The organism is Pseudomonas sp. EggHat1, from assembly GCF_014892995.1.
Classification (GTDB): domain Bacteria; phylum Pseudomonadota; class Gammaproteobacteria; order Pseudomonadales; family Pseudomonadaceae; genus Aquipseudomonas; species Aquipseudomonas chaetocerotis.
This window is the reverse complement of record NZ_JACKQK010000001.1, coordinates 361391-380671: the sequence shown is the minus strand read 5'-3', so window position 1 is coordinate 380671 and position 19281 is coordinate 361391. Positions and strand designations below refer to the sequence as shown.

Here is a 19281-nt window from a genome sequence, read left to right as displayed (position 1 = left end):
CTGCAGCCGGTAATACGGCGGCCAAGCCGGCATGCGCCAGATGGTCAGACTGCAGGCGTTGCTGGTTTCGTCACTCGCAACGCTTTCGCAGTGCCTGCAAGGCCCGCCATTTTCAGCCCTCATTCTCACCAGTCAGGTTCTCCATGGCTCAGTACGTCTACAGCATGCATCGGGTCAGCAAGGTCGTCCCGCCGAAGCGTGAAATTCTCAAGGACATCTCCCTGTCATTCTTCCCAGGCGCCAAGATCGGCGTGTTGGGCCTCAACGGCGCCGGTAAGTCCACGCTGCTGCGCATCATGGCCGGCGTCGACACCGAGATCGACGGTGAGGCCCGTCCGATGCCGGGGATCAAGGTCGGCTATCTGCCACAGGAGCCACAGCTCGACCCGAGCAAGACGGTGCGCGACATCGTCGAAGAGGCGGTAGGCGAGATCAAGCAGGCCCAGGCCCGTCTTGACGAGGTCTACGCCGCTTACGCCGAGCCGGACGCCGACTTCGACGCCCTGGCTGCCGAGCAGGCCAAGCTCGAAGCCATTCTGCAGGCTTCCGATGGTCACAACCTGGAGCGTCAGCTGGAAGTCGCCGCCGACGCCCTGCGTCTGCCGGCCTGGGACGCCAAGATCGAGCACCTGTCCGGTGGTGAGAAACGCCGCGTGGCGCTGTGTCGCCTGCTGCTGTCGGCGCCAGACATGTTGCTGCTCGACGAGCCGACCAACCACCTGGACGCCGACTCGGTCGCCTGGCTGGAGCGCTTCCTGCACGATTTCCCCGGCACTGTGGTGGCCATCACCCACGACCGTTACTTCCTCGATAACGTCGCCGGCTGGATTCTCGAACTCGACCGCGGTCACGGTATCCCTTACGAGGGTAACTATTCCGGCTGGCTGGAATCGAAGGCCAACCGTCTGGCCCAGGAAGCCAAGGCCGAGGCGTCACACGCCAAGGCGATGAAGGCCGAACTGGAGTGGGTGCGCCAGGGTGCCAAGGCGCGTCAGTCCAAATCCAAGGCGCGTCTGCAACGCTTCGAGGAAATGCAATCGCAGGAATTCCAGAAGCGCAGCGAGACCAACGAGATCTACATCCCGGCTGGCCCGCGTCTGGGCGATAAGGTCATCGATTTCCACAACGTGTCGAAGTCCTTCGGCGACCGCGTGCTGATCGACGACCTGTCCTTCAGCATTCCCAAAGGCGCCATCGTCGGCGTGATCGGCGGTAACGGTGCCGGTAAGTCGACCCTGCTGCGCATGATCACCGGCAAGGAGCAGCCGGATTCCGGCCATATCGAGATCGGTGAAACCGTACAGATCGCCAGCGTCGAGCAGAGCCGCGAGATGCTCGAGGGCAACAAGACCGTGTGGGAGCAGATTTCCGACGGCTTCGACATGATCAAGGTGGGCAACTACGAGGTGCCGTCGCGCGGTTACGTCGGGCGCTTCAACTTCAAGGGCGCCGACCAGCAGAAGTTCGTCAAGGACCTCTCCGGTGGTGAGCGCGGTCGCCTGCACATGGCGCTGACCCTGAAGCAGGGCGGCAACGTGCTGCTGCTCGACGAACCGTCCAACGACCTCGACGTGGAAACCCTGCGCGCGTTGGAAGAGGCGCTGCTGGACTTCCCGGGCGCCGCCGTGGTGATTTCCCACGATCGCTGGTTCCTCGACCGTATCGCCACGCATATCCTCTCCTACGAGGACGATGGCAAGGTCAACTTCTTCGAAGGCAACTACACCGAGTTCGAAGCCGACCGCAAGAAACGCCTGGGCGATGCCGCCGCGCAGCCGCACCGCGTGCGCTACAAGAAGCTGGCGTAGGACGGGTTAGTGGCGCCAAGCACGTAATCGGCTGGTTTCACGAGCAGAGTGCGCCGCGTAACCCGCTATGCGATATCCCGGTGTTATGCTGAGATGAAAAAACGGAGCCTGCGGGCTCCGTTTTTCGTTATGGGCGCACGGCGCCCCGTCGCTAACCGGGGCGGGGCCCCACCAAAGGCTGCTTTGGTTTCGTAGGGTGCGCTGTGCGCACCGGTTACGCTGGAATATCGGTGCGCACAGCGCACCCTACTTCAGAGCCTGGCCAGCAGGCTTTCCAGCGCCTTGGCCTGATCCTCGGCCAGATCGATGATATGAAAGCCGGCCCAGCAATGCTGGCCGTCGGCGCCGGGGCGGCTCCACAGGCAGTCGGCGCCCAGGCGCACTTCTTGTACCGAATCGCTACCTGAGGTGCACACCAGACGGCATTCCAGCACCGCGTCGGCGGTGTGGGGGGTGTCGCTGAACAGCATGAAACCATCGGCAGACAGGTCGACTATACGGCCCAGGCGCTGTCCGCTGTTCAGGTCGAAGACCTCCAGCTGCATTTCGGTACCATGGCGGCTGTGTTGACGACGCTCTTCCATGGGAATTCCTCAGCGGGGTTCGGCCGTGCGCCCAGTGAAGCGCTGCAGCACACGGTAAATGGCAGTCAGCGCGCGATCCACCAGTGGCGTCGCGCGTTCGGGTGTCACGATGCGGGCCAGGCCCTTTTCCATCTCGCTGGCCAGCAGGGTCAGCGGCTTGATCGCCACGCGTTGGCCGCTGTGGTCGACGAACATGTAGTTGTGCGTGGTCGGGCTGAACCAGGAAAGCTTGAGTACGCGGCTCTTGCCGCCCTCGACGAACTCGAACCAGGTGCCGAATTCGACGCTGGCCAATTCGTTGGCCAGGGCTTGTGCATGTGCCGAGAGCTTGCTGCGCGAAGGTGCCTGGCGAGCCAGATCGGCATCCTCTCCGAGCATGGCGCCCAGAGGGCTTTCTGGCAGGGTGGGTTTGAGCTGGTCGGCCAACTGCGGTTGTTTGGCTTGCACCGCATGCTGGCATGCCACCAGGTCCTGCAGCAGGCGGCGGATGCCATCCTCATGGTAGCCGCCGAGCAATTCCAGGCCCTTGCGCAGGTCGCTGAGCATGGGCACGCGCTGTTCCTGCAATTGCAGCACCTCGGCCTCGCCGAGCGGTGTGCCGCTCCAGGCCAGCTGTTCGGCCACTTCGCAGGAGCGCTTCCACTCCGTGCTCTGCTCGCCATGGCGCAGCAAGACGAAAACCAGGACGTCGGCCCAGGTCAGCTCGAGGAAATTGCGGATGATTGTCGGCAGGTTGCGTTGCCCGACGCATCGCTGAACCACCTCAAGTGCCTGCTCGCGAGCCCCAAGCAGGCGGTCACGGCCCTTGGCAGCCTCTATCGCGCGGCGTTCGCGCAGTTCGACCTTGTGGCGCAGGGTCTCGACATATTCGTTGAACTCCTCGATCAGACTGTCGAACAGCGCCAGGTCACCGCTGAAACCGTGAATCACCCGTTCGACCACCCATTGCATCTTGGCCAGCAGGCTGCGTTCGTCACCTTCGCTGCCATAAAGCACGCCAGCCTGGGCCATGGTGTTGAGCAGGCGTCGCGCCGGATGGTGGTGCTGGGTGAACAGCGCCTTGTCCTGCAGCGCAATTTTCAGGTAGGGCGTATGCAGGTGCGAAAGTGCGGTCTTGCAGGCGTCTGGCAGGTTCTCGTCATCGAGGATGAAGTCGAACAGCATGCCAACCAGGTCGATCACGTCGGCTTCCTGATCGGACACCTTGCTGTCGCCCGGCAGGCTGCTGTGCGATTCCAATTGTTGCTGCAGGTCGGCCTTGAGGCCTTCAACGGCTTGCGGTTGGTGCAGGCGTTGGGCCAGTTCGTGGGCCGACTGCTGTTGCATGCGATTGAGCGCAGCAAGCAATTCGCTGGCGCTGTAGGTACGACTGGCCTCGCGCGGTGAGAAGCTGATGATGCTCCGTGTGCCGCCCAGCAGCGGGGCGTCCGGGTGGCTCTGGCGATGCTCGCCTAGCAGGCTGGACAGGCCGCTGAACAGCGCGGCCGGATCGCTCGGCGGCGGTGCGCTGAGATCGAGGTCGAACAGCGCCGGTTCCTCGGGGGCAGACGTCGCGCCCGGTCTGCCCGGTGCTTGCTGTTGGGGTGTCGGGGCTTCTGCCTGAGGCGCATCGGGGCGGCTGACGCTTTGATTGATCTGCGCGCTGTACTTGAGGTTGGGCAGCACGCCGGCATCGATCAGGCGCTGGTTGAGTGCGCCGTAGAGTGAATCGAGGCTCTGCATCACATGGCGATCGAAGAGCATGTACAGGATGGTCTTGATCTGCAGTGGGAAGGGGCAGGGCGCCAGCGCATCGCGAAACGCCTGGGCAATGGCCTGTGGGCCGAAAGGGTTGCTGTCCTCGCCGAGCTTCTGGCCGTTGTTGAGCAGTGCCAGGCGCTGCTCCAGAGCGAATAGCGGCTGGGTGCAGCGTGCCTTGACCCGGCTGACCATATTGGTGACTTGCAGGGTTTCTTCGTAATCCTCGTTTTGCACCAGCGCCAACTGCTCGGGGTCCACTTCGGCCGGCGTCTGATCCTGCAGCTTGCCGTCGAGGAAATCGGAAAAATTGTTGGCGATGGCCTGGTGGTAGCTGCGCTCGATCTGTGGACGCTGGCGGCGGATCTCGCGCATGTTGTCGAAGAACAACGTCTGCACCTTGTTGTTCTCGGCTTTCTCGGCGCACTCGAACAGGGTGTCATCGACTTGGCCGAATACACCGCTCAGATGCTCCGCCAGTCGATTCATCACCAGTTTGCGGCAGGCTTGTACCAGATCGCTGAAGCGCGGCTGTATACCGCGGCTGGCGAGGCTGACCACCTTGGGGTGAATGGGGGGCTTGTCCTGGTTGCTCATGGACTGTCCTGACTGGCGTCGTCGGCTGGCGCGTCCTGCGTCGTGCCGCAGTTCGATGAAACATATAGTAGTCCATGGCTTGCCTGCAAAGCATTGTCATAAAAGCAGTTTGCAGGGGTTGACAGGGAAATTTTGCTACGTAAAATGGCGCGCCTCTGAAGCGGTAAAGCGAAAGCCGAAGCGCAGCAGAGCTGGAAGACCGAAGTTCCGCGATAGCTCAGTCGGTAGAGCAAATGACTGTTAATCATTGGGTCCCTGGTTCGAGTCCAGGTCGCGGAGCCAACTTCCTATCGGGGTATAGCGCAGTCCGGTAGCGCGCTTGCTTTGGGAGCAAGATGTCGGGAGTTCGAATCCCCCTACCCCGACCATTTTTGGGTCGTTAGCTCAGTTGGTAGAGCAGTTGGCTTTTAACCAATTGGTCGTAGGTTCGAATCCTACACGACCCACCACCACAACGAACAAGCCCGCCTAGTGCGGGCTTTTTCGTTTTTGCGTTTGGGTTTTGCGGCGTGGCTCGAATGCGGCCCGGGGCGGCTGTTCTGTATCGAGAGCGTCCCGGATTTCATCCGGGCTACGCATCTGCTCGTCTCCCCCTGTCCCGCCCTGCGTCCGCATCTAGCTCGTAGGGTGGGCTTTAGCCCACTAGCGGGGGTGAGAGGTGGGCTGAAGCGGATCGCCGCCCGGCCCACCCTACAACGCTTGTTTCCGCTGCTTCAGTGCAGTTTCAGACGCGGCTCGGTGCTGCGCCCGATGCGATCACTGAGCATCAGCAGCAGGGTGCGTGGCACGCCATACAGGGCCATCTGGTGCATGCGGTACAGCGACACGTAGAACACCCGTGCCAGCCAGCCTTCGAGCATGACGCTGCCGGTCAGATTACCCATCAGGTTACCGACCGCTGAGAAGCTCGACAGCGAGATCAGCGAGCCGTAGTCGCGATAGTGGTATTCCGGCAGCGGCTGGGCGCTGATCTTCAAGCGTAGCGACTTGGACAGCAGCGATGCCTGCTGATGCGCTGCCTGGGCGCGTGGCGGCACGTTGCGGCCTTCGGTGCCGGGCTGTGGACAGGCTGCGCAGTCGCCAAAGGCGAACACGTCGTCATCGAGCGTCGTTTGCAGGGTCGGACGAACCTGCAACTGGTTGATACGGTTGCTCTCCAGACCATCGAGATCCTTGAGAAAACCGGGGGCGCGGATGCCGGCAGCCCAGACTTTCAGGCTGGCCGGGATGAAGTTGCCGTCGGCGGTTTTCAGGCCATCGGCAGTCACTTCACTGACGACGGCGCCGGTCAATACGGTGACGCCGAGCTTCTCCAGGGTCTTATGCACCGGACGCGCGATGCGCTCGGGCAGGGCAGGCAGCACACGCGGCCCCGCTTCGATCAGGGTGATGCGCATATCTTCGGGGCGAATGCGATTCAGGCCATAGGCAGCCAGTTGCTTGGCGGCGTGGTGCAGTTCTGCTGCCAGCTCGACCCCTGTGGCACCAGCGCCGACGATGGCAATGTCGATTTTCGAGCCGTCTTCGCTCTCGTTGGCGTGCGCGCGCAGGTAGTGGCTGAGCATACGGCGATGGAAGCGCTCAGCCTGCGCGCGAGTGTCGAGGAAAATGCAGTGCTCGGCGGCGCCAGGCGTGCCGAAGTCATTGGTGGTGCTGCCAACGGCAATGACCAGGCTGTCGTAGGTGATCCGACGCTCAGGCATCAGCACCTGGCCGTCGTCATCCAGAGTCGGTGCCAGGGTGATGCTCTTGCCGGCACGGTCGAGGTCGGACATGCGCCCGAGCTGGAACTCGAAATGATTCCACTTGGCCTGGGCCACGTAGTTCAGTTCGTCTTCTGAGGAGTTCAGCGAGCCGGCGGCCACTTCGTGCAGCAGGGGCTTCCAGATATGGGTGAGGTTGGCGTCGACCAGAATGATTCGGGCGGCGCCGCTTTTGCCCAGTTTTCTACCCAGACGGGTGGCCAGCTCCAAACCGCCGGCGCCTCCGCCGACAATCACGATGCGATGGGACATGGATATTGCTCACAAGGCTTTGAAAAATGCGGTGTGAGTGCGAGAGGGCGAGCGCAAGGCAGCTCATAGCACCAGTCGACTCAGAAGGCGGCTCAGCAGGCCCAGGCCAATGGTCACGACCATGACCACCGCCAGCAGACGCCAGACGCGAAATGGCTGACGTTCAACCTGATGCTGCGGTGCGCTCAGGTAGTGGTCGACTTTCTGCTGGTCTTCGGGGCTCAGACGACTGGTCATGGGGGCCTCTGCTTGAATGCCGCTATTCTAGGCGTGCCCGCCAGCCTTGGCGAGCGTCGTTGTCCTGCGGGTCAGATAATGGGTCAAGGATTTCAACGCTTACGGCGTCCTCCAGGCGAATGATGCCGCCCTCGATCACGCGAGCGGTGATACCGCCATGGCCACGCATGGCCTGGAAGGTGCCGCGACCAAGGCGTTCCTCCAGGCGGGCACAGGGTTGGCACCAGCCGGTGGTTTCCAGCAGCGCCTGGCCAATGCGAAAACGCCGGCCCTTGAGACTGAACAGATTGATGCCGGCGACCGCGATATTACGGCGCAGCTCGCTGGGCTGCATGGGCGCATCGCGACCGAGCAGGCCTGCGACGACGGCCAGATGCTCCCACTGGATCAGCGTGACCTGCCGCGCATTGCGTGGCCCGGGGCGGCTGTGATCGCCGGTCAGCCCGGCTTCACGCCGCGCTTCCACGACTTCGACTTCGAGCATTGCCTCACGTGCCCTGGGGCGTACGCCTATCCAGCGCACCTGGCCGACCTGCGGTACATCGGCCAGCAATTCCTGCAAGGGGCTCATAGGCCGATACCGATGTCGAACAGCAGGCTGCGTCCGAGATTTTGCCGCAGAAAGTCCGGCGCGTCCGGGTGAGCGAACAGCACACGGGCGAAGCGCGGACCGACCAGCGACAGCGAGCGCCAGCCCTGGCGCAGGTATTCGGTGGGTGGCGGGAAATGACTGTTGCAATCGAGCACGGCGCGCTTGAGGCTGACGAAGGCGACCAGGTCGAGTTCGCCGAGGTCGATGCCGCGCTCGCGGTAGTTATGCGCCTTCTTGCGCAAGGTCGGCGCCAGCCTCGCCTGCATCTCGCTGGCCGGAATGCGCTTGGGGCGTGCTTCGCGGCGTACCAGCTGGCTCAGGGAAAAGGCGCTGCGTCGCCGCTCCAGCTCGGCGCGCCACTCGTCATTCAGGCGCCGGCCCTCATCGAGCACGAAAAACACTTCGAAATTGGCATCGCGAAACAGCACGTCCGGCGGCTCCTGGCCGCTGGGCGTGAAGTCATCGCTGTGGTGACGCACGTTCAGCGCTTGCAGCAGGCGCTGACAAACCCAACGCTCACGCTCCCATTTCTTGGCGTTGGAGAGGAAGGCATTGGCTTGTTCGGCCTGGTGCGTCAGCAGGCGCAGATAGTCGGAATCGTCCATGTCCGAAGCTTAGCTGCAGCGCAGGCTGGCTTGCCAGTGCCGGCAACTCCAGTCGTTCCAGTGAGCGTGGAAATCCAGCTGGGCTTTGTTGGCTGTTGTCGATCAATGGCAGGGCAGTCGCCATTGCAGTTGCTCTGCCGGCAAAATCAAATCCGAGTGCCGGTGTAGACTCCCTGGCACGGCGATGAATGAAGAGAAGGGTGTGCGCATGATCGCTTCCAATCTACTGGCTTTCTCCACCTTGTTGGGCGGCTGGCTGGTCTATGGGCTGGCGCTGCTCTGGGCGATAGCACGGGCGCCCTGGGTCGAGCTGTTCAGTGACCTGCGCCGCCAGCATCTGCTGTTCGGCACCATGCTCGCGCTGTTTCTGCTATGGCTGGTGCGCCGCGATTTCGACTCCGGGCTTTCCTATCACTTCATCGGCATGACCGCCGTAACCCTGCTGCTCGACTGGCCACTTGCCGTGCTGGCGGGCCTGGCGGCGCAGCTTGGCCTGCTGGCTATCGGTCGCATGGACCTGGCCTCGCTCGGCATCAACGGCGTGCTGCTGGTGCTGATTCCGGTGCTGATCACCGAGCTGTGCGCGATCCGTGTCGAGCGCGCGCAGCCGCGTAACCTGTTCGTCTATATCTTCTTCTGCGGTTTCTTTCCGGCAGCGCTGGCTACGCTGATGACGCTGCTCGGCGGCCTTGCCCTGTTGTGGATGGACGGGCTGTTCCCCATGCCACCCTGGCTGGACGACTTTGCCGGCTACCTGTGGCTGGTGGCGTTCCCTGAAGCCTTTATCAACGGCACCATCGTCACCGCGCTCGTGGTGTTCTACCCGGACTGGCTGGAAACCTTCAATCGCAGCCGCTATCTGCAGGCGCCCTGGAAGGAGGGTGATCACGGCGAGTGAATGGCGCTGTATTGGCCGATTGAATGGCGCTGCCGGGATTGATCCTGATCAAAGCTCAGGGCGGGTCTGCCGCCATGCTGTGAAAACCGCTTCCGAGGGACTTGAACATGAGTATTCACAGCTGGGCCAGAAGCGCCCTGCACGATGATTTGCGCGACGGCGAAGCCCAGGGTTTCGAGCGCTTGATGGTATTGCGTGCGCTGCTGGCGGAAATCGTGCAGCAGAACAAGGCGCTGCGCGACGCTCAGGAACTGGCCGGCGAACTGCAGTTTCTCGCCGACAACCTCGACGATGATCGCGATTACGCCTTCATGCGCCCCTGAGCCGTAGGGTGCGCCATGCGCACCGCCTGCGCGCATGATGCTGATGGTCTTCCGTAGGCGCTACCGCAGGACTGGCTTCAGCCGCGATTGCTCGTCAATGCGGTCTTGTTGGCAGCTCGCCGCTGAACATCTCGTCTTCCAGGTCGTTGCCGGGAATCGCATGCTCTTCGGCAGCCCAGGCGCCCAGATCGATCAGCTTGCAGCGCTCGCAGCAGAAGGGGCGGTAGGTGTTTTCGGCTTTCCACTCGACGGGGGCGCTACAGGTTGGGCATTGAACGGTAATGGTCATGGCTGGCCTCCACGCAGGGTCAGATAGAAGTTGTGCAGGCGCTCGACCTCCGCGTCCAGCCAGGCCATATCACGATCATTGATCAGCACGTCGTGAGCATGGCGCAGGCGCTCTTCGCGGCTGGCCTGGGCCTGCATGATGGCGCGAACCTGTTCTTCCGAACTCTGGTCGCGCGCGATGGTGCGTTGCACCTGCAGCTCGGCAGGCGTGTCGACGACCAATATGCGTTGGGTCATCTGCCGCTGGCCGGACTCGACCAGCAGTGGCGACACCAGAATGGCATAGGGCGATTCTGCGCGCGCCAGCACCTGAACGATCTCCTGGCCGATCAGCGGATGCAGCAGGCCTTCCAGCCAGCGGCGCTGCTCAGGGGCGGCAAATATCAGCTTGCGCAGTGCGGCGCGGTCCAGCTCGCCATTGGCTTGCAGTACGCCCGCGCCGAAATGCTCGACGATCCTGGCCAGCGCCGGACGTCCCGGTTCGACCACCCAGCGCGCCGCATGATCGGCGTCCACCACGTGCACGCCACGCTCGATAAAGCCTTGCGCTACCGCGCTCTTGCCGCTGCCAATGCCGCCAGTCAGGCCGAGTATCCAGGGTTTCATAACGCCAATGCGGCCTCGTTACTGCTCAAGGCCGCGATTGTAGGGGGGAATTGGATGCGATGCGAACCGCGTGTACCGCGATCCGTCATCCCCGCGAAGGCGGGGACCCAGCTTGTGGAGTCAGGATGACTCCTGGACTCCCGCCTTCGCGGGAGTGACGAGTGTTGCTGGATTAGCTCAAAAACCGGCGAACTTCAGATAACTGCCGGTAATCACATCACCCCACAGCAGGGCGATCCACCCGGCAATCGCCAGATAAGGGCCGAAGGGAATCGGTGTGCCGGAATCGCTGCCGCGCATGCGCAGCATGATTACTCCGAGCACCGCCCCGACCAGTGACGACAGCAGAATGGTCAGCGGCAGAATCTGCCAGCCACCCCAGGCGCCGAGCATCGCCAGTAGCTTGAAATCACCGTAACCCATGCCTTCCTTGCCGGTGATCAGCTTGAATAGCCAGTACACCGACCACAGGCTCAGGTAACCGGCAATCGCCCCCCACAGCGCGTCCTCCAGGCTGGTGAATAGCCCGAAGTAATTGACGATCAGGCCCAGCCACAGCAATGGCAGCACCAGCACGTCCGGCAGAATCTGGTGATCGGCATCGATCAGGCTCATCGCCAGCAGCCCCCAGGCCAGCACCAGCATGGCGCCGGCCTGCCAGGTGAACCCGAAATGCCAGGCAACATAAGCAGAAAGCAGCCCGCAGGCCAGCTCGACGATGGGGTAGCGCTTGCTGATCGGAGTCTTGCAGTTCGAACACTTGCCGCGCAGGAACAGATAGCTGATGACCGGGATGTTCTCCCAGGGCTTTATCTCATGGCCACAATCAGGGCATGAAGAGTTGGGCAGAAGCAGGTTGAAGGTTTCTGCTGGTGCGGCGGGCGGTAACTCCAGTACCTCCCGCGCCTGGCCTTGCCAATCGCGCTGCAGCATCAGCGGCAGACGGTAGACCACGACGTTGAGGAAGCTGCCGATCAGTAGACCGAAAATCGCACAGACAAAAACAAAGGCCGACAGATTGTCGGCCATAAAGTCGAACGCCATGTTTTAGCCAACCACCGAACCGAGTTGGAAGATGGGGAGATACATGGCGATGATCAGGCCGCCGACCAGCACACCGAGCACAGACATGATCAGTGGCTCCATCAACGTGGTGAGGTTATCTACCGCGTTGTCCACTTCTTCTTCATAGTAACCGGCGGTTTTATCCAGCATTTCATCCAGAGAACCGGCCTCTTCACCGATGGCGGTCATCTGTACCGCCATGGTTGGGAAAATCCCGGTGTTGCGCATGGAGAAGTTGAGCTGCGAGCCTGATGAGACATCATTCTTGATTCGGTTGACCGCATTGCGAAACACCACATTGCCGGTAGCGCCCGCCACAGAGTCCAGCGCGTCAACCAGTGGTACGCCAGCAGCAAACGTGGTTGCCAGGGTTCGAGCAAAACGCGCGACTACAGCCTTGTACAGAATGGGGCCAACGATGGGGGCTTTGAGCAGCGCTCGGTCTAGCGAATCGCGGAACTTCTCCGAGCGTTTGTATGCCTGGCCGAAGCTGTAGAACGAAATAAATAACGCGAAAACTACCAGGAACCACCACTCCTGCAGCCACCTGGAAAGATTCACCACCACCATCGTAAAGGCCGGCAACTGCGCACCGAAACCTTCGAATACGCTCTCGAACTGCGGTACGACCTTGATCAACAGAATCGCCGTGACGATCACGGCAACCACGACTACCGCAATAGGGTAGGTCATGGCCTTCTTGATCTTGGCCTTCAGCGCTTCGGTTTTTTCCTTGTAGGTGGCGACCCGGTCGAGCAGGGTTTCCAGGGCGCCGGACTGTTCGCCCGAGTCGACCAGGTTGCAGTACAGGTCATCGAAGTACATCGGCTTCTTGCGTAGCGAGGCGGCGAAGCTGTTGCCCGCAGCTACTTCCTGCTTGATCTCATCGATCAGCTTGCGCATGTTCGGATTGTCGAAGCCTTCGGCAATGATGTCGAACGACTGCAGCAATGGCACACCAGCTTTCATCATTGTGGCCATCTGGCGGGTGAACAAGGCGATATCCATCGGCTTGATCTTCTTGCCCGCGCTGAAAAGGGAAACCGCCTTTTTACGCACCTTGAGCGGGTTGATGCCCTGCTTGCGCAGCTGGGCCTTGACCAGTGCGGGAGATTGGCCGGAGATCTCCCCCTTGATCTTGCCGCCTTTTCTGTCGGTACCTTCCCAGGCGAATACGCTGGTTTTCAGTGCTTTTTCCGCCATGGATTAGTCCTTGGTCACACGGTTGACTTCTTCCAGGCTGGTGATGCCCTGCATCGCCTTGAACAGCCCGGAAGTTCGGAGGTCATTGAAGCCGTCGGCTTTCGCCTGCGCGGCGATTTCGATGGAGTTGCCTTCCTCCATGATAATGCGTTGCAGGGAGGGCGTGATTTTAACTACTTCATAAATCCCCACCCTTCCTTTATAGCCGCCTTTGCAATTGTCACAGCCATTGGGGGCGAACAGCTTGAAGCTGCCAATCTTGCTTTCAGGGAAGCCTTCTTTGAGCAAGGCCTCGCGCGGTAGTGTTACTTCCTTCTTGCAGTTGCAGAGTTTGCGCGCCAGCCGCTGGGCGATGATCAGGTTCACCGAGGTGGCGATGTTGAATGCCGGCACGCCCATGTTGCGCAGGCGGGTCAGGGTTTCCGCGGCGCTGTTGGTGTGCAGGGTGGACATCACCATATGCCCGGTCTGCGCGGCCTTGATGGCGATTTCGGCCGTTTCCAGGTCGCGAATCTCACCGACCATGATCACATCCGGGTCCTGGCGCAGGAAGGCGCGCAGGGCCTGGGCGAAATCCATGCCGTGTTTCGGGTTGACGTTGACCTGGTTGATGCCTTCCAGGTTGATTTCCACCGGATCTTCCGCGGTGGAAATATTGATGTCCGTGGTGTTGAGGATATTCAGGCCGGTATAAAGCGATACCGTTTTGCCCGAGCCTGTTGGGCCTGTCACCAGAATCATGCCTTGCGGCTGCTTCAGGGCTGTCATGTACAGCTCTTTCTGTTCCTCTTCATAGCCCAGCGCATCGATGCCCATCTGCGCGCTGGTGGGGTCGAGAATCCGCATCACGATCTTCTCGCCCCAGAGGGTGGGCAGGGTGTTGACGCGAAAGTCGATGGCCTTGGTCTTGGAGACCTTCATCTTGATCCGGCCGTCCTGCGGCTTGCGCCGCTCGGAGATATCCAGTTGCGCCATGACCTTGAGGCGGGCGGAAAGACGGCTGGCCAGCTGGATGGGCGGCCGGGCTACCTCATGCAGCATGCCGTCGGTACGAAAACGTACGCGGTAGGCTTTTTCGTAGGGCTCGAAGTGCAGGTCGGACGAGCCGCCCTTGATGGCGTCCAGTAGCATCTTGTTGATGAAACGCACCACTGGCGCATCGTCAGAATCGTTACCGGCGCCAGCATCGTCCGCTTCGTCGCTGACGGCTTCGACATCAAGCCCGTCCAGGTCAACGTCGGCCAGTTCTTCCATGCCGCTTGTTCCGGCGTCGAAAAACTTGTCCAGTGCATCGCCCAGCTTGTCGTCTTCGACCAGTAGCGCTTCGGTGCTGATGCCGGTGCTGAACTGAACATCGGTAAGGGCCTGGTGATTGGTCGGGTCGGACAGGGCGATGAACAGCTTGTTGCCGCGACGGTAGAGCGGCAATACGCGGTGCTGGCGGCACAGTTTCTCGCTGACGAGATCCTTCGGCTGGTGCTCCTTGTCTACCGCGCTGAGGTCGAAGTAGGGCACGCCGAACTGTTCGGCGGCGATCTCGGCCACGGCACGGCTCGAGGCCAGCTTGTTCTGTACCAGATAGGACACCAGCGGAATCTTGTTGCGCAGTGCCTGGGCAAAGGCCTGGCTGGCGGTGCGTTCGTCGATAAGGCTGGCATTGACCAGTTGGCGGGCGAGGCCGGTGAGTTGGGCGGTATCGCTCATGATGCAGGCGCTTGGTCCGAGGATTGATCCTGCTTATATAGCCCATATTACGTCTCGGCCCAAGCGCAGTTATCTGATGTGACCAAATGCGTCACATGCTGCCGAATTCCTGTGAGGTGAATTGGGCCGGTACGCTGGATATCCTTGAAAAAGCGGTATTTCAGAGTTGGCACGCGACCTGCTATGTACTCCGCAGGTCGCTGACCTTAACCACATAGGAGTTAATCCATGAAGTCTCTGAAGAAGCAAAAAGGTTTTACCCTGATCGAGCTGATGATCGTCGTTGCGATCATCGGTATTCTGGCTGCCATCGCCATTCCGCAGTTCAACGAGTATCGCGCCAAGGCGAACGACTCCACTGCTCAGGCTGACACCAAGAATGGTATCAGCGTAATGACCGCTGCTCAGCGCTAATTAATAGAGGAATTTGATATGAAGAACAATCTGCTGGGTTTGATTGCAGCTGTTGCATTCGGTTTTTCGGTTTCCACTGTTGCGGCTCCAACTGCAATCACTGGCGCCGTGATTACCGGTGGTACTACTGGTGCGTGTACTGTTCTTGGCGAAGATGTGAAGGTTAATCTGTCGAAGGGTGTCAAGGGGTCTTATGACTGCTTCGAGGGAACTAACTCTATTAATATCGGCGCTTGCCATGAGGCCGGTAGTCGTAGCAATCAGCTGGTTTGTGCTCAGACTGGTATTAATGGTCAGGGTGCTGCCACATACAACAACGCTGCCTGTAACGACGATAACGTTGGTGACACCATTACGCTTAGTGCTGGCCTGAGTTATCGTGGGTATCGAGCCAGCACTACCGGTGGCTCGGTTGCAACTCAGTCGCTCAGCGCAGCATGCACTGATGCCACTGTGCAAGAATTGGTTAATCAGCAGCAATAATTAGATGTGTTGGCTAGGGGAGGGTTCTGCTCTCCCCTTTCTTTTTTGTGGTTTTCAATGTGCGGGTATCATTTTTTATGAAGAGCACCGCGGGCGGCTTTACTCTTATTGAATTAATGATTGTGGTTGCTATTATTGCTGTGCTTGCTGCGATTGCGATACCTCAATTCAATGAGTATCGAGCTCGTAGTAATGATTCAAGTGCGCAGGCTGATGTGAGTAACGCAATTAAAGTTTTTTCGGTTGATATACGGCGTTGATATTTTTTTCTGATTTTTATTTGATTAAGCGTTTTCAATGCAAATACTTTCTGAGCTGTGTGTGGGGGTTCGCTTATCTGTCAGGGCGGGCTTCTTATGGTTGGTTGGTATATCTGGTTTTGTATTATTTCTTATCGTCTGGATGGCCTCCGAGTTCAGCGGCCGCCAACCTGCAACCGTAGGGCTGGACGTTGGGCTGTCGGTGATGCGCCTGATCCTGCCGTTGATCATGGTGCTGGTGGTGCAGGAGCTGCTCTCGCGCGAGTTCGACAGGCGTTATTTTCTTTCTTCCCTGACGTATCCGCGTGCCCGGCAGGGGTTGCTGCTTGGCCGCTTCGCGTCGGTTGTCGTATTGATGTCGTGCGTGCTGATCGTGATGGCGGTTGCACTCGGCCTGCTGGTTGCCTGGATCGGTGAAGACTACGCCCAGGCCACCGGCGTTTCGCTGGGCTGGCCTTACATCGCGACCGTGGCGCTGATCGGGCTGGATCTGCTGGTGCTGACGGCGCTGGCTGTCTTCCTGGCCATGGTCGCCTCCACGCCCAGTTTCGTGCTGATCGGTACGCTGGGCTTCATGCTGATGGCGCGCTCCTTCGCGGCCATCATCGAACTGCTGACGCGCGAAACCTGGGTCGTCGAGGGCGCGGAAAGCTACCGAGCCGGCGTCGGTGTGCTTGGCTACCTGCTGCCCGACCTGGGCTCCCTCGACATCCGCATGACGGCCCTTTATGGCCGCATGGAGTTCCTGCCCAGTGATCTGGGTGTGCTGGTGCTCAGCTGCCTGGCCTACGCCTTCGCCTTCCTCTGGTTGGCGGTGTGGGTATTGCAGCGCAAGCGTTTCGCCTGATCATGTTCAAGCGCTCCTTGAGTCTTCTATTCGCTCTCGCCGGTTTCGCGGCGTTCGCGGCTGCGGTGCTGTGGCGCAGTGGTCAGCCGATCGTCTTTCACAATGCTACGGTCAAGGACCGTGTTGTGGTGTCAGCCCCGGTCCTGACCGCGCTTTATGCGGGTGATCGCTTTCTCGCTGCGAACATGGAGGCCATACGCCTTTCTGCCACGGCTGTGGACCAGGGGCAGGCCGACATTCATTACCTGGTGCGGGCGCAGGTGGTCGTCGCCCAGCTCAATGCCTGCCACGAAGACAACTATTACCTGGCCAACGGTTTGCTGACCTGGGGTGGCGCGGTTGCCGAGGGTAACGAGGTATTGCGCAGGGCCATGGATTGCCGTTTCTGGGACGGTATCCCGCCCTTCTTCTATGGGGTCAATCTGGCCTTTTTCGAGAAGGACAAGACGCAGGCGGTGCAGGCCCTGGAGTTGTCTGCAGAGCGCTGGCCGGAGAACGCTGTCACCTTGCGACGCATGGCAATCATGTTGCGAGCCGAGGCGCTGGCAGATGAGCGTTTGGCAGTCAATTACCTGATGCAGCAGCGTGATACGACTCATGATCCCAAACTGCGTGAGATGCTCGACAAACGGGTGATACGACTGCAGGGGTTGATCGATCTGCGGGCTGCCCAGCGTCGCTACGAGGAGGCTCATGGCCCTTTGCAGAATTTTCAGCAGTTGGTCGACTCAGGGGAGATGGCTATGCTCCCGCAAGACCCGTTGAGACTGGGTTACGAGTTGCGTGACGGGCGTATCGAATTCAGAGAACTGAAAATTCCTGGTATGGAGAATCAGCAGTGAGTGCTGTGCTGGAGTTCAAGAACGTCAGCCAGACGTTTCGCGTCAAGGGCAAAGAGGTTCGGGCGCTGAAAGACATCAGCTTCGCGCTCGCCGAGGGCGAAGTCTTTGGTTTTGTCGGGCCCAATGGCGCCGGCAAGTCCACGACGATCAAGGTGATGCTCGACATCATCAACGACTATCAGGGCCAGGTGAGCATCTATGGTGTGGATGCGCGCAATGCTTCGGCCCGTGCGCCCCTGGCCTACGTGCCCGAAACGCCGGCTCTGTACGAGCAGTTCACGCCGCTGGAAATCCTGCGCATGGGGCTTTCCATGTACGGGATCAAGGGGGCCGATGCCGATGCCAGATGCATGCACTGGCTGGAGCGCTTCTCCGTCGATATGAATGCCAAGCGGCGAATTCGTGAGCTGTCCAAGGGTAATGTTCAGCGTGTGGCGCTGGCCCATGCGATGGTCGTGCAGCCCAAGTTGCTGGTGCTGGACGAGCCGCTTTCCGGTCTTGATCCAGTCGGGCGCAAGGATGTGGTGGAGATCCTCACCGAGTTCAAGCAACAGGGTGGGGCGATCTTCTTCACCTCACATGTGCTGCATGACGTGGAGCGTATTGCCGACCGCTTCGGCTTTATCAACAAGGGTGAGTTGCTGACCGTGCGCTCGCCGCGCGAACTGGCTGCCGAGCGTGCTGACGATATGCTGGTGCGTTATCACGCTGCGCAGCCGATAGGTGAGCCGCTACGTGTGCTGCGTGAGGGTGAGTTCGAGTGTGAAGTGCAGCAGGCCGAGCTGCCTGCCTTCATTGCACAGCTGAACCAGGTGGGCGGTCATCTTCTGACGGTCAAGCCAGCCGTTTCGTTGGAGACGGTGTTCTTCAATATCCTTGATGGCGCTGCTCGAAAGACGAGTGCCTGACGTAGGGTGCGCCGTGCGCACCGACTGCTTGCTGCGATCTCTCCCGCCCCTGTAGCAGCCGCTCTTGGGACTGGCGTTGTTCTACAACGCCAATCTCATCGACAAATCCACCGCCTTCACATCCTTGGTCAGTGTCCCCAGCGAGATGTAGTCCACGCCCGTCTCGGCGATCACGCGCAAGGTGCTGTCATTGATGCCGCCCGAAGCTTCGAGCTTGGCGCGGCCGGCGGTGAGTCTTACGGCTTCGCGCATATCCTCCAGTGACAGTTCGTCGAGCATGACGATATCGGCGCCCGCTTCCAGCGCTTCGCGCAGTTCTTCCAGGCTTTCCACTTCGACTTCCACCGGCTTGCCCGGGGCGATCTGGTGGGCGGCGTTGATGGCCTGGGCGATGCCGCCGCAGGCGGCGATGTGGTTTTCCTTTATAAGGAAGGCATCGTACAAACCGATGCGGTGGTTATGGCAGCCGCCGCAGGTCACGGCGTATTTCTGTGCCAGACGCAGGCCCGGCAGGGTTTTGCGGGTGTCCAGCAGCTTTACCTGGGTGCCTTCTACCAGGTCTGCATAGTGGCGGCAGCGGGTGGCGACGGCAGACAGGCTCTGCAGGAAGTTCAGGGCGCTGCGCTCGCCACTGAGCAGGGCACGGGCTGGGCCTTCGAGGCGGAACAGGGTCTGGTCGGCGCTGACCTTGTCACCATCCTGCACCTGCCAATGCACTGCGACGCGCGGGTCGAGCTGGCGAAATACCGCATCGACCCACGCTGTGCCGCAAATCACGGCCTCTTCACGCGTGATCACGCGGGCGCTGGCCAGGCGCTCGGCCGGAATCAGCTGGGCCGTGATGTCGCCGCTGCCAATGTCTTCTGCCAGGGCGCGGCGGACGTTGGCTTCGATTTCGCTGCTGAGGTCGGCGAGGGTCAGGTTGGGCATGATCGGCTCCGGTGTAGGCGAGCGGCGATTATAGAGGCAGGCAGGGGGAGGGCAATGGGTTGGAGTGTGCTCGGAACCACCGCGGGGCAAAAGGATTCGCTGCGGGTCGCAGCGCCTGAAAAGGCGGGCGCGGCCCGACCAGCGGGGCAGCGTCACAGGGCTGTCAGCGTTACGCTGTAAAGATACGGCTGTCGTGTATGGGCTACCGTCTGGAGGTGGCGTGTGGCTATCTGTGATCTGGGTCATGTCTGTAGGAAAAATTGGCTTGGTATGGCGCGCGGCCTCCCTATAATGGCTTTACTTTTTTCATTATTGACGCCAGGCCTTTGACGTTA

General features: G+C 60.5%; 21 protein-coding genes and 3 tRNA genes. 12 read left to right on the top strand and 12 right to left on the bottom strand.

Annotation, left to right across the window (positions count from 1 at the left end; all coding sequences use genetic code 11):
• Window positions 1-143 precede the first annotated feature (143 nt).
• Entirely contained in the window at window positions 144-1808 is a 1665-nt protein-coding gene (gene ettA, locus INS93_RS01790; protein WP_192980077.1) for an energy-dependent translational throttle protein EttA, read from the top strand.
• A gap of 251 nt (window positions 1809-2059) precedes the next feature.
• Here ettA and INS93_RS01785 read toward each other — a convergent pair whose 3' ends face one another.
• On the bottom strand, window positions 2060-2392 hold the full coding sequence (locus tag INS93_RS01785) for a PilZ domain-containing protein (protein WP_160019374.1): 333 nt from the start codon (window positions 2390-2392) through the stop codon (window positions 2060-2062).
• A gap of 9 nt (window positions 2393-2401) precedes the next feature.
• Window positions 2402-4726: a DUF1631 domain-containing protein gene (locus tag INS93_RS01780; protein ID WP_192980076.1), complete on the bottom strand. Its 2325-nt coding sequence runs from the start codon at window positions 4724-4726 to the stop codon at window positions 2402-2404.
• Window positions 4727-4932: 206 nt separating this feature from the next.
• Between INS93_RS01780 and INS93_RS01775 the strand changes: the two genes are divergently transcribed.
• The 3 genes from INS93_RS01775 to INS93_RS01765 all read left to right on the top strand — a co-directional run bounded on the left by INS93_RS01775 (window position 4933) and on the right by INS93_RS01765 (window position 5175).
• Window positions 4933-5008 (top strand) — tRNA-Asn (locus tag INS93_RS01775).
• Between the two features lie 9 nt (window positions 5009-5017).
• Window positions 5018-5094, top strand: a tRNA-Pro gene (locus tag INS93_RS01770).
• Window positions 5095-5099: 5 nt separating this feature from the next.
• Window positions 5100-5175, top strand: a tRNA-Lys gene (locus INS93_RS01765).
• Between the two features lie 264 nt (window positions 5176-5439).
• Here the strand turns inward: INS93_RS01765 and INS93_RS01760 are convergent.
• From INS93_RS01760 to INS93_RS01745, 4 genes are all read right to left on the bottom strand, one after another.
• On the bottom strand, window positions 5440-6741 hold the full coding sequence (locus tag INS93_RS01760; RefSeq protein ID WP_192980075.1) for an NAD(P)/FAD-dependent oxidoreductase: 1302 nt from the start codon (window positions 6739-6741) through the stop codon (window positions 5440-5442).
• A gap of 63 nt (window positions 6742-6804) precedes the next feature.
• Window positions 6805-6978, bottom strand: a complete 174-nt coding sequence (locus tag INS93_RS01755) for a DUF3094 family protein (RefSeq protein WP_075745439.1) — start codon at window positions 6976-6978, stop codon at window positions 6805-6807.
• A 22-nt stretch (window positions 6979-7000) separates the two neighbouring features.
• Window positions 7001-7549, bottom strand: coding sequence for an MOSC domain-containing protein (locus INS93_RS01750; protein ID WP_192980074.1), 549 nt, complete (start codon window positions 7547-7549; stop codon window positions 7001-7003).
• Window positions 7546-8175 (bottom strand): DUF1780 domain-containing protein, encoded by a 630-nt coding sequence (locus tag INS93_RS01745; RefSeq protein ID WP_004425012.1) that lies wholly within the window; start codon window positions 8173-8175, stop codon window positions 7546-7548. Before INS93_RS01745 ends, INS93_RS01750 begins: the two co-directional genes overlap by 4 nt.
• A gap of 208 nt (window positions 8176-8383) precedes the next feature.
• Here INS93_RS01745 and INS93_RS01740 point away from each other — a divergent pair, with 208 nt between their 5' ends.
• Both INS93_RS01740 and INS93_RS01735 read left to right on the top strand, forming a co-directional pair.
• Window positions 8384-9073, top strand: a complete 690-nt coding sequence (locus INS93_RS01740; RefSeq protein WP_192980413.1) for an energy-coupling factor ABC transporter permease — start codon at window positions 8384-8386, stop codon at window positions 9071-9073.
• Window positions 9074-9180: 107 nt separating this feature from the next.
• Window positions 9181-9396 (top strand): hypothetical protein, encoded by a 216-nt coding sequence (locus INS93_RS01735; RefSeq protein ID WP_072423153.1) that lies wholly within the window; start codon window positions 9181-9183, stop codon window positions 9394-9396.
• Between the two features lie 94 nt (window positions 9397-9490).
• On the opposite strand, the gene yacG is transcribed toward INS93_RS01735, so the two are convergent.
• The 5 genes from yacG to pilB form a co-directional block, all read right to left on the bottom strand.
• The gene (gene yacG / locus INS93_RS01730; RefSeq protein WP_021487989.1) at window positions 9491-9685 is read right to left on the bottom strand and encodes a DNA gyrase inhibitor YacG; all 195 of its coding nucleotides are present in this window, start codon (window positions 9683-9685) and stop codon (window positions 9491-9493) included.
• Window positions 9682-10290, bottom strand: a complete 609-nt coding sequence (gene coaE / locus INS93_RS01725; RefSeq protein WP_192980073.1) for a dephospho-CoA kinase — start codon at window positions 10288-10290, stop codon at window positions 9682-9684. The genes yacG and coaE overlap by 4 nt, the downstream gene beginning before the upstream one ends.
• A 177-nt stretch (window positions 10291-10467) precedes the next feature.
• On the bottom strand, window positions 10468-11334 hold the full coding sequence (locus INS93_RS01720) for a prepilin peptidase (protein ID WP_167371357.1): 867 nt from the start codon (window positions 11332-11334) through the stop codon (window positions 10468-10470).
• 3 nt (window positions 11335-11337) lie between these two features.
• On the bottom strand, window positions 11338-12558 hold the full coding sequence (locus INS93_RS01715) for a type II secretion system F family protein (RefSeq protein WP_160019380.1): 1221 nt from the start codon (window positions 12556-12558) through the stop codon (window positions 11338-11340).
• Between the two features lie 3 nt (window positions 12559-12561).
• Window positions 12562-14262 carry a type IV-A pilus assembly ATPase PilB gene (pilB, locus tag INS93_RS01710; RefSeq protein ID WP_192980072.1) on the bottom strand — a complete coding sequence of 567 codons (1701 nt, stop codon included), beginning with the start codon at window positions 14260-14262 and terminating at the stop codon, window positions 12562-12564.
• 228 nt (window positions 14263-14490) lie between these two features.
• Here pilB and INS93_RS24865 point away from each other — a divergent pair, with 228 nt between their 5' ends.
• The 6 genes from INS93_RS24865 (at window position 14491) to INS93_RS01680 (ending at window position 18016) form a co-directional block, all read left to right on the top strand.
• Window positions 14491-14676 (top strand): type IV pilin protein, encoded by a 186-nt coding sequence (locus INS93_RS24865; protein WP_160019382.1) that lies wholly within the window; start codon window positions 14491-14493, stop codon window positions 14674-14676.
• 18 nt (window positions 14677-14694) lie between these two features.
• Window positions 14695-15159 (top strand): hypothetical protein, encoded by a 465-nt coding sequence (locus INS93_RS01700; RefSeq protein ID WP_192980071.1) that lies wholly within the window; start codon window positions 14695-14697, stop codon window positions 15157-15159.
• A 77-nt stretch (window positions 15160-15236) separates the two neighbouring features.
• Window positions 15237-15419 (top strand): prepilin-type N-terminal cleavage/methylation domain-containing protein, encoded by a 183-nt coding sequence (locus INS93_RS24860; protein ID WP_160019384.1) that lies wholly within the window; start codon window positions 15237-15239, stop codon window positions 15417-15419.
• A gap of 205 nt (window positions 15420-15624) precedes the next feature.
• On the top strand, window positions 15625-16266 hold the full coding sequence (locus INS93_RS01690) for a hypothetical protein (protein WP_226945272.1): 642 nt from the start codon (window positions 15625-15627) through the stop codon (window positions 16264-16266).
• Window positions 16267-16268: 2 nt separating this feature from the next.
• Window positions 16269-17108 (top strand): hypothetical protein, encoded by an 840-nt coding sequence (locus tag INS93_RS01685; RefSeq protein ID WP_192980069.1) that lies wholly within the window; start codon window positions 16269-16271, stop codon window positions 17106-17108.
• Window positions 17105-18016 (top strand): ABC transporter ATP-binding protein, encoded by a 912-nt coding sequence (locus tag INS93_RS01680; protein WP_192980068.1) that lies wholly within the window; start codon window positions 17105-17107, stop codon window positions 18014-18016. The genes INS93_RS01685 and INS93_RS01680 overlap by 4 nt, the downstream gene beginning before the upstream one ends.
• A gap of 81 nt (window positions 18017-18097) precedes the next feature.
• Here the strand turns inward: INS93_RS01680 and nadC are convergent, their stop codons facing one another.
• On the bottom strand, window positions 18098-18946 hold the full coding sequence (nadC, locus tag INS93_RS01675; protein ID WP_075745463.1) for a carboxylating nicotinate-nucleotide diphosphorylase: 849 nt from the start codon (window positions 18944-18946) through the stop codon (window positions 18098-18100).
• Window positions 18947-19281: the final 335 nt, after the last annotated feature.

Excerpts from the sequence above, each read along its gene's own strand:
- ettA (WP_192980077.1), top strand. The coding sequence starts at position 144 with ATGGCTCAGTACGTCTACAGCATGCATCGGGTCAGCAAGGTCGTCCCG.
- INS93_RS01785 (WP_160019374.1), bottom strand. The coding sequence starts at position 2,392 with ATGGAAGAGCGTCGTCAACACAGCCGCCATGGTACCGAAATGCAGCTG.
- INS93_RS01780 (WP_192980076.1), bottom strand. The coding sequence starts at position 4,726 with ATGAGCAACCAGGACAAGCCCCCCATTCACCCCAAGGTGGTCAGCCTC.
- INS93_RS01760 (WP_192980075.1), bottom strand. The coding sequence starts at position 6,741 with ATGTCCCATCGCATCGTGATTGTCGGCGGAGGCGCCGGCGGTTTGGAG.
- INS93_RS01755 (WP_075745439.1), bottom strand. The coding sequence starts at position 6,978 with ATGACCAGTCGTCTGAGCCCCGAAGACCAGCAGAAAGTCGACCACTAC.
- INS93_RS01750 (WP_192980074.1), bottom strand. The coding sequence starts at position 7,549 with ATGAGCCCCTTGCAGGAATTGCTGGCCGATGTACCGCAGGTCGGCCAG.
- INS93_RS01745 (WP_004425012.1), bottom strand. The coding sequence starts at position 8,175 with ATGGACGATTCCGACTATCTGCGCCTGCTGACGCACCAGGCCGAACAA.
- INS93_RS01740 (WP_192980413.1), top strand. The coding sequence starts at position 8,384 with ATGATCGCTTCCAATCTACTGGCTTTCTCCACCTTGTTGGGCGGCTGG.
- INS93_RS01735 (WP_072423153.1), top strand. The coding sequence starts at position 9,181 with ATGAGTATTCACAGCTGGGCCAGAAGCGCCCTGCACGATGATTTGCGC.
- yacG (WP_021487989.1), bottom strand. The coding sequence starts at position 9,685 with ATGACCATTACCGTTCAATGCCCAACCTGTAGCGCCCCCGTCGAGTGG.
- coaE (WP_192980073.1), bottom strand. The coding sequence starts at position 10,290 with ATGAAACCCTGGATACTCGGCCTGACTGGCGGCATTGGCAGCGGCAAG.
- INS93_RS01720 (WP_167371357.1), bottom strand. The coding sequence starts at position 11,334 with ATGGCGTTCGACTTTATGGCCGACAATCTGTCGGCCTTTGTTTTTGTC.
- INS93_RS01715 (WP_160019380.1), bottom strand. The coding sequence starts at position 12,558 with ATGGCGGAAAAAGCACTGAAAACCAGCGTATTCGCCTGGGAAGGTACC.
- pilB (WP_192980072.1), bottom strand. The coding sequence starts at position 14,262 with ATGAGCGATACCGCCCAACTCACCGGCCTCGCCCGCCAACTGGTCAAT.
- INS93_RS24865 (WP_160019382.1), top strand. The coding sequence starts at position 14,491 with ATGAAGTCTCTGAAGAAGCAAAAAGGTTTTACCCTGATCGAGCTGATG.
- INS93_RS01700 (WP_192980071.1), top strand. The coding sequence starts at position 14,695 with ATGAAGAACAATCTGCTGGGTTTGATTGCAGCTGTTGCATTCGGTTTT.
- INS93_RS24860 (WP_160019384.1), top strand. The coding sequence starts at position 15,237 with ATGAAGAGCACCGCGGGCGGCTTTACTCTTATTGAATTAATGATTGTG.
- INS93_RS01690 (WP_226945272.1), top strand. The coding sequence starts at position 15,625 with ATGCGCCTGATCCTGCCGTTGATCATGGTGCTGGTGGTGCAGGAGCTG.
- INS93_RS01685 (WP_192980069.1), top strand. The coding sequence starts at position 16,269 with ATGTTCAAGCGCTCCTTGAGTCTTCTATTCGCTCTCGCCGGTTTCGCG.
- nadC (WP_075745463.1), bottom strand. The coding sequence starts at position 18,946 with ATGCCCAACCTGACCCTCGCCGACCTCAGCAGCGAAATCGAAGCCAAC.